The organism is Streptococcus sp. SPS1, from assembly GCF_030439915.1.
Lineage (GTDB): Bacteria > Bacillota > Bacilli > Lactobacillales > Streptococcaceae > Streptococcus.
This window is the reverse complement of sequence record NZ_JAQFJG010000023.1, coordinates 1-8,845: the sequence shown is the minus strand read 5'-3', so window position 1 is coordinate 8,845 and position 8,845 is coordinate 1. Positions and strand designations below refer to the sequence as shown.

Genomic DNA, 8,845 nt, shown 5'->3' with positions numbered 1-8,845 from the left:
AGTGTTCCTACCGCAACATACCATAGTCCGTACGGGATTCGAACCCGTGTTACCGCCGTGAAAAGGCGGTGTCTTAACCCCTTGACCAACGGACCAGAGTTGTTATTTTCAACTCTTACTATTATACAGTCTTTTTCAGACTTGTCAACACCTTTTTTAAACTTTTTTTACTTTTTTCAAATCTCTAACTTCTCAAAGTAACTTCCACCATAGCGGAACTTAATCTGAAACGCTTTCAGATGAGGGGATTTTGTGCGCTCTTTTTTTCGATTCATTTTGGCTACAAAAGCTATGAAATCAAGCATGATTAAAACCAGTAGAACTTACCCTGACACGAATTTCCACTGGTTTTTACGATTTTTATCAGACTAACTTCCACTTGGATTAGCAGTGGAACTTAGTTTGGGAATTTACCTTTTTTTCAAATCAACTTTTTCAACTTATAGTAAAAAGAGCCAGAATTGTACTGACTCTTCTATTGATTATTAAACTGAGAAGCACGTTCTTCTCCCCACCAATAGGGCATTAGTTCTGCGACTTTAACTGTTTTTCTTGTATCATAGTCCATCATGAATTCTGCATCTTTATTTTCAGCATTCAGTTCTAAAAGGAATTCTCTACAAGCACCGCAAGGCATGGCTGAACTTCCACCATAAGGTGGTTTATCTCGAAAGGCTAATACTTTCTTAACCTTAGTTTGTCCTGAAAATTGGTACATATTGAAGAGGGCCGCCCGCTCTGCGCAGAGATGGAAAACACCACAGGTTCCCTCCATACAGAAACCTGTAAATATTTGTCCATCTTCTGCTTCTACTGCGGCCACAACATGGTTAGCGTAAACAAAATCAGATACTTCATGTGGATTGTATAGCTTCTGTGCTTCTTCGTGCATCTTTTCCCAGATGTCCATTGTTGTACCCTTCTTACTTAGAGATTTCCTTTAACATATTTTCGATATGCTGGATTGATTTTTCACGACCTAGCAAGAAGATCGTATCTGGCAATTCTGGTCCATGCATTTCACCTGAAACAGCGATACGAATAGGCATGAAAAGATTTTTCCCTTTAATACCTGTTTCTTTTTGGACTGCTTTAATTTGTGGGAAGATATTCTCTGTCACAAATTCATCATCTGTCATCGCCTCAAGTTTTGCTTTGAAGGCTTCGAGAACTGTTGGAACTGTTTCACCCGCCATAACTTCGCGCTCTGCTTCTGTCAATTCTGGGAAATCTGAGAAGAAGAGATCTGTCAATGGGATAATCTCATCTACTGATTTCATTTGTGGTTTATAGAGCTCAACTAATTTTTCAGCCTTGTCAGTTAAACGGCCTGCTTCCTCTAAGAATGGTTTTGCCATTTCAAAGATAGTTTCTAGGTCTGCATTCTTGATATAATCATTGCTCATCCAGTCGAGTTTTTTCTGGTCAAAGGCTGCTGGAGACTTGCTGAGGCGGTTTTCATCGAAAAGTTTAATGAGTTCTTCACGAGAGAAGATTTCATCTTCGCCACCTGGGTTCCAACCAAGAAGAGCAATAAAGTTAAAGACCGCTTCTGGAAGGTAACCCTTCTTACGGTAATCTTCGATAAATTGAAGTGTATTAGTATCACGTTTAGATAACTTCTTACCAGTCTCAGAGTTGATAATCAAGGTCATGTGACCGAACTCTGGAGCTTCCCAACCAAGTGCTTCATAAACCATAAGCTGTTTTGGTGTGTTAGCAATATGGTCATCTCCACGGATAACATGAGAGATTTGCATATCGTGGTCATCGATAACAACGGCAAAGTTGTAAGTTGGATAGCCGTCTTTCTTTTGGATAACCCAGTCACCACCGATATTGCCACCTTCAAATTCGATATCACCTTTGACCATATCATGCCACTTGTAGATACCTGACTCATTGACAGCCAAACGAACAGTTGGGATGATCCCTGCTGCTTCACGTTCTGCGATGTAAGCTGCTTTCTCCTCTTCACTCATACCAAGGTATTCATTGATGTAACGAGGGGTTTCACCAGCTGCTTCTTGGCGTTCGCGTTCAGCTGCCAACTCTTCTTCTGTAACATAAGATTTGTAGGCTTTTCCTTCAGCTAGCAATTGGTCAATGTATTTTTGATACAAGTCCAAACGCTCAGACTGGCGGTAATTTTCATGTGTTTCTGGGCTTTCATCCCAATCCATACCTAACCAACGAAGGTTTTCAAGCTGTGAACGTTCCCCATCTTCGACATGACGTTTACGGTCAGTATCTTCTATACGAATAATAAAAGTTCCACTATGATGACGTGCATACAAGTAGTTGAACAATGCTGTACGGGCATTCCCGATGTGTAGTAGTCCTGTTGGACTTGGTGCGTAACGTACGCGGATATCTTTTGACATAGTTTCTCCTATAAAGTCTCTAGGCGTCTGCCTTTTTGCTCTCTATATTATATCACAAGTCTTGGCTGAGTCCAATTGCTATGAATAAAGAGAGTAAAAAGAGTGGACAAACCACTCTTTTCTTCTATTATAGACGTGCGTTAAGTTCTTTGCTTAATTCTTCAAATCCTGGTTTTCCAAGAAGGGCGAACATGTTACGTTTGTAAGCTTCAACACCTGGTTGGTCAAATGGGTTGATGGCGTTCAAGTAACCAGAAAGGGCGATAGCCAATTCGAAGAAGTAGATAGTGTAACCAAGAGTGAAGGCGTCTTGCTCTGGAAGAGTCACGTACATGTTTGGTACATCACCATCTGTGTGGGCAAGAAGAACACCATCAGTCGCTTTTTTGTTTACAAAGTCAACGTCTTTTCCTTGAAGGTAACCAAGTCCATCAAGGTCTTCTTCCAATGTAGGAATAATAACGTTTTTACGAGGTTTGTCAACACGAACAACCGTTTCAAACATGATACGAGTTCCTTCTTGGATAAATTGACCAAGTGAGTGCAAGTCAGTTGAGAAGTTGGCTGAAGTTGGGTAGATACCTTTTTGGTCTTTTCCTTCTGATTCACCAGCCAATTGTTTCCACCATTCTGAGAAGTATTGAAGTGATGGCTCGTAGTTTACCAAGATCTCAGTTGCATAACCTTTACGGTAAAGGATGTTACGAACTGCTGCGTATTGGTAAGCTTCGTTTTCAGAGATTTTATCTGAAGTGTAGTCTTTGCGAGCTGCATTCGCACCTTCCATAAGGGCTTTGATGTCAGCTCCTGATGCAGCGATTGGAAGCAAACCAACGGCTGTCAATACTGAGAAGCGTCCACCGATGTCATCTGGAACCACAAATGTTTCCCAACCGTTAGCGTCTGCTTCAACCTTAACAGCACCTTTTTGGCGGTCAGTTGTTGCATAGATACGTTTGTTGGCTTCTTCTTGACCGTATTTCTTAACCAAGAGTTCTTTGAAGACACGGAAAGCGATAGCTGGTTCAGTTGTTGTACCTGATTTAGAAATCACGTTTACTGAGAAGTCTTTGTCTGCAACATACTCTACCAAGTCAGCAAGGTAAGTAGATGAGATTGAGTTTCCTGCGTAAAGGATTTGTGGAGCTTTGCGTTCTTCTTTTGTTTGCAAGTTAGCAAAGTGGTGGTTCAAGAAGTCGATTGCTGCTTTGGCACCAAGGTAAGATCCACCGATACCGATTACAACCAAGACATCGCTATCTGATTTGATTTGCTCAGCAGCTTTCAAAATGCGGTCAAATTCTTCGCGGTCGTAGTTTTCAGGAAGGTCCAACCATCCCAAGAAGTCGCTACCAGCACCAGTTCCTTTACGGATCAATTCATCTGCTGCTGTTACTTGTGATTGCATGTATTCCACTTCATGTGGTGCAACAAATTTGTCTAAAACTTTTGAATAATCAAATTTAATATGTGACATGTTATTCCTCCAATATTTCTTCTTTTCTATCATAACGCTTACCTTCGTTTTTTTCAAGTTTTTTTGTCGAATTTCTCCAATTTTTATCAGAATTCAAACGTTTGCGTAAAAATGCCGCATTCCAAAAATTTTGAAAAAATAAAAGAAAGAACGACTAGATGTTCCAGTCGTTACAGTTCATTCAATAAATACTCAAATAATTCTAAATTACCATCTTCTTCATTAACCAGAAACTCTGGATGCCACTGTAAACCAATAATGCGGTGCTCATCGATAGACTCAATCGCTTCGATGGTCTGGTCTCTTGGATCAATAGCAGTTACACGGAAATTAGGTGCCAAATCTTTAATGCTTTGACGATGGACGGAATTGACCTGACTTTCTTTCCCAAATAGCTTAGACACCACGCTTCCTTCTACTGTCTCAATAAAATGAGATGTTCCGAAAGGCAGGCCTTGCCAGTGACCTTCGATTTCTTGATTGAGGGTTCCACCAAAGGCAACATTGACAAGTTGGACACCGCGACAGATTGCCATAATTGGTTTATTCTGACGGAGCGCTTCTTTCAAGAGTGCCAATTCAAATTCGTCACGCACTAGGTTGTAATCATCACTCTCGATAGTCTTTTTCTCTCCATAAAACTGAGGATGGACATTTTGACCGCCTGTCAAGATAAGTTTGTCAATCATTTCGACATAATCGCGTACAACTGACTCATCACCAACAGGAATGACTAAAGGGAGACCACCGACTTGACGAATGCTCTCTGCGAATCTACAAGATACAGATGAATGAATGTTTTTGCCCTCTGCGTCTACGGGACATAGATTTGCAGCAACTCCTACAACCGTTCTAGCCATGATGTCTCTCCTTTCGAATGTTAATACTCTTCGAAAATCTCTTCAAACCACGTCAGCTCTATCCACAACCTCAAAACAGTGTTTTGAGCTGACTTCGTCAGTCTTATCTACAACCTCAAAGCAGTGCTTTGAGCAACCTACAGCTAGCTTCCTAGTTTGCTCTTTGATTTTCATTGAGTATAACGATAGTCCTATCATATCACTCAAAATGACTTTCGTCTAATATGTTTTTTTAAAGACTGTGATAAATATTTTTTATGGACAAGAAAGAGCTGCCCACATAGGACAACTTCTTTCTTATTCAAAAACAAATTGATTGTGATAGAGTTCTGAGTAGAAGCCACCTAGTTTCAAGAGTTCATGGTGATTACCACGTTCAATGACTTCTCCATCTTTAAGGACAATAATCTGATCAGCATTGAGAATGGTTTTCAAGCGGTGGGCAATGACGAAACTAGTTCTACCTGCTACAACCGCCTCCATGGCATGCTGAATCTTACTTTCTGTCACCGTATCTACGTTTGAAGTTGCTTCATCGAGAATGAGAACTTCTGGATCTGTCATCAGGGTTCGAGCGATGGAAATCAATTGCTTCTGCCCTGTCGAGAAGATGCTTTGATCATCATCAATAAGGGTATCGTATTTGTCAGGCAAGCTTTCGATATAGTCATGAATATGGGTTGCCTTGGCTGCTGCCTCAACCATTTCTTGACTAGCATCTGGCACACCAAAACGGATATTGTCTCGAATCGTTCCGCTAAAAAGAACGGAATCTTGCAAGACAATTCCCACCTTACTTCTGAGACTATCTAAGTCATAGTCACGAATGTTTTTACCATCAAAATAAATACCGCCAGCATCAACATCATAAAAGCGATTGATGAGGTTCATAATAGTCGTTTTCCCTGACCCAGTCGGACCAACAACTGCTGTCATCTGACCTTTAGGGGCAGAAATACTGACATCTTTCAAAATAGGTTTATCAGGCAAGTATGAAAAATCAATATGACTGATTTCAACGCCTTCTTGCAACTGAGTGAAGATTGGAGCCTTTTCAGGTCTAATTTCTTCCTCTGCGTCAAACATTTCCTGAATCCGTTCAGCACCTGTAAAGGCTAACTGAAGGCTTCCCCAACTAGCCGCAACTTGAATAATAGGCTGGTAGTACTGCTGTGAAAATTGGGCAAACATAACAATCAAACCTAGGGCTGTACTTGTTTCAATAGTCTTATCATTCAAAAGTACAGCTGAACCAGCAAAGATGACGATGGCTGTGTTGACCAGACTCATCCCATTCATGACAGGGAAAAGAATTCCTGAGAACATTCTTCCTTTAAAGGTTGCCTTGCGCACGCGCTCATTTTGTTCAAGAAATCCTGCCATCATATCCTCTTGAATCCCTTGCACAATCACGGCTTTTTGGCCTGAGATACTCTCATCCATATAGGCGTTGAGCTTCCCTACCTCTTTCTGCTGGAGATTGGTGTATTTGCGTGCCATTTTCACGATAAAAATCAGCATGAGAAAGGCCACTGGTGTACTGGCAATGGTGATGAGGGCCAGCGTCACATTTCTCGAAAACATGACAAGAATCAGACCAATGTATAAAACAATATTGCTCATGACCTGAACCAGACTTTCATTAAAGGCTTGGAGGATATTATCCAAATCACTGGTAAAACGAGACAGAATATCGCCATCTTGTCGGCGGTCAAAGAAAGAAACCGTCAAGCGAGCAAGCTTACCGAAGAGGCCTTTGCGCATCTCGTTGGTCGATTCTGCAATCACGCGCGTCATGAGACACATGTATATGACACTAGAGATAAATAGAACCAAAACCAGCAGACCAAGATTGACCATGATTCCTGATAGGCTTTGCCAAACAAGTTCTGGATCGCCATTTTGATAAGCTTGAACTAAATTAACTAGTTGCGTCACTGCTTGTCCAGAAAATACCGGAAAGAGGGCTTGGGCAAGAGTTGCCAGAACAATCATCAGGATAACAACTATAAGTGATAGCTTATAGACTTTAAAATAATTCCAAAAAAATTGAACTGTCTTCATATTACTCCTCCTTTCCTTTCTGTGTTTCGTAGATTTCACGGTAAACGGCATTGTTGGCAACCAAGTCTGCATGCGTCCCTTGACCAATCAATCGTCCTTGATCCAGCACCAATATCTTATCTGCATGGACAACCGAGCTAATCTTTTGAGCGATGATAATGGTTGTTGTTCCCTTCAAGTCCTTATTCAAGGCTTCTTGGACCAGGCGCTCTGACTTGGCATCCAAGGCCGAGGTCGAATCGTCAAAAATCAGAATACGTGGATTGCTGACAATTCCACGAGCAATCGACATCCTTTGCTTTTGCCCACCAGAGAAATTGGTTCCCCGTTCCTCAACTGGACTTTCAAAGGTTTTCTCCATACGATGAATGAATTCGCTGGCTTGGGCAATATTGGCTGCGCGCTCCATTTCAAATAGAGTAGCATCTCCCTTACCCTGTCTCAAGTTATCTGCAATCGTTCCACTGAAGAGAATGGCACGTTGGAGAACGATAGAAACTGTTTGACGCAGGGTTCCTTCACTTACTTCTCGAATATCCTTGCCACCGATTTTGATAGCCCCTTCCTGCGGGTCAAAGAGACGTGGAATCAATTGAGCCAAGGTTGACTTACCTGCACCAGTCGCTCCAACGACACCAACCATTTGACCAGGTTCAATAGTAAAGCTCACATCTTTCAGCATCGGTTCCTTGTCCATTGGATAAGTAAAAGTTACATTTTCAAAGCTAAGACTTCCGACCAACTCTTCATCTGGGACATCCTTGAAGGTCATGGCTGGCTCTGCGTCCAGAATTTCTCGAATACGACGCATGGAAATCATGGCACGACTGACAGAATTTCCCAAAAATCCAACCATAACAATGGTAAAGATAATCTGGCTCAGGTAATTGATAAAGGAAGCAATGGAGCCAACAACTGACGGATCCGACTGAACCATCCCAGCAACCAGCCAAATAGAGAGGAAAACCGCCCCGTAACCGACTAACATCATAAAGGGTTCCACTACTGAAAAGGCATAACCAATGTAAAGGTTTTGACCAAGAAGCTCGTCTGAAACCTCCGTAAACTTAGCAAACTGCTCTTTTTCTTGGACAAAGGACTTGACCACACGAACGCCACGCAAATTTTCCTTCGCGATAGCATTGATGCGTTCAAGAAGGGTTTGAAACTTGGCAAAACGAGGCCCCATCATCCCCATCATGACGGCAGTCAAGGCAAAAATTAAGATTACCATGAGAACAATCACCCACCACAGAGAGGGTAGGGTTTGAACAGCCAGGATAAAGGAACCGATGAACAAGAGGGGGAGTCTGAAAAGAATTTGGAAGGTCATCATGACGACGTTCTGAATCTGGTTGATGTCATTTGTCATGCGAACCACTAGATTTCCCGCATTAAATTGTTCAATATTGGCATAAGAAAAAGTTTGGATTTTACGGAAGGCATCCTCCCGAAGATCGGATGAAACTCCTTGGGCAATATAGGCTGCAAGGACAACATTGAGCCCACCAGCAACTAGACCGACCACGGCCACACCAATCAACCAAGCCCCGATACTATAAATAGCTTCATATTTTCCAGCAAGGAGGGCGTCTAACACTTCCTGCAGATAACGCGGTTGCAAAAGTGAACTGGCAACCATCAAGCCTGTCATCAGGAGCGAAGCTAAGGCCTGCCACTTGTAGGTTTTTATTTTCTGAATCAGCATACTTTCTCCTTAAAAAATAGACAAAAGGGAGCGACAATGTGTCAGCTCCTTCTCATTCTGTTTGTGTGATGTTATTCTAGCAAAAAAATGGGAACTTGTCAAAGAAGTCTCCTTGATATAGCTAGAATGTGATTCGAATGTGATAATGTATTTACTCGGTCAAACGTGAAAATGTCCCATTTGATAGAACATCCATATGAAAAGAATCAAACTAAATATGAGCTTAATCATGACCACCCGTCTAACGGGTGGTTTGTACCCGGTCTATAAGCCCAAATTACCAGCCAGCGCCTAAAGACGCTGGCTTTCACGTTGTTCAAGCCTCGTTGCTCTTGACTCGTCACTTGCCTCT

The 8,845-nt window shown here is 41.9% G+C and carries 7 protein-coding genes and 1 tRNA gene; all 8 read right to left on the bottom strand.

The genetic code is table 11. The features are described from left to right. Window positions 1-23 precede the first annotated feature (23 nt). A tRNA-Glu gene (locus PCY12_RS10040) sits at window positions 24-95 on the bottom strand. 380 nt (window positions 96-475) lie between these two features. Next, the gene (locus PCY12_RS10035; RefSeq protein WP_261062105.1) at window positions 476-910 is read right to left on the bottom strand and encodes a cytidine deaminase; all 435 of its coding nucleotides are present in this window, start codon (window positions 908-910) and stop codon (window positions 476-478) included. 13 nt (window positions 911-923) lie between these two features. After that, a complete protein-coding gene (gltX, locus tag PCY12_RS10030; RefSeq protein WP_175880657.1) occupies window positions 924-2,384 on the bottom strand; it encodes a glutamate--tRNA ligase in 1,461 nt (486 codons plus the stop codon). A gap of 127 nt (window positions 2,385-2,511) precedes the next feature. Further along, complete coding sequence (locus tag PCY12_RS10025) at window positions 2,512-3,861, bottom strand: glucose-6-phosphate isomerase (RefSeq protein ID WP_000018269.1); 1,350 nt, start codon at window positions 3,859-3,861, stop codon at window positions 2,512-2,514. A gap of 170 nt (window positions 3,862-4,031) precedes the next feature. Next, complete coding sequence (locus tag PCY12_RS10020) at window positions 4,032-4,721, bottom strand: gamma-glutamyl-gamma-aminobutyrate hydrolase family protein (protein WP_301352781.1); 690 nt, start codon at window positions 4,719-4,721, stop codon at window positions 4,032-4,034. Between the two features lie 42 nt (window positions 4,722-4,763). Continuing rightward, on the bottom strand, window positions 4,764-4,895 hold the full coding sequence (locus tag PCY12_RS10015) for a hypothetical protein (protein ID WP_301352779.1): 132 nt from the start codon (window positions 4,893-4,895) through the stop codon (window positions 4,764-4,766). Window positions 4,896-5,018: 123 nt separating this feature from the next. Beyond that, entirely contained in the window at window positions 5,019-6,785 is a 1,767-nt protein-coding gene (gene patB / locus PCY12_RS10010) for a multidrug efflux ABC transporter subunit PatB (protein ID WP_301352777.1), read from the bottom strand. A 1-nt stretch (window position 6,786) separates the two neighbouring features. Beyond that, window positions 6,787-8,493, bottom strand: a complete 1,707-nt coding sequence (gene patA, locus PCY12_RS10005; RefSeq protein ID WP_301352775.1) for a multidrug efflux ABC transporter subunit PatA — start codon at window positions 8,491-8,493, stop codon at window positions 6,787-6,789. Window positions 8,494-8,845: the final 352 nt, after the last annotated feature.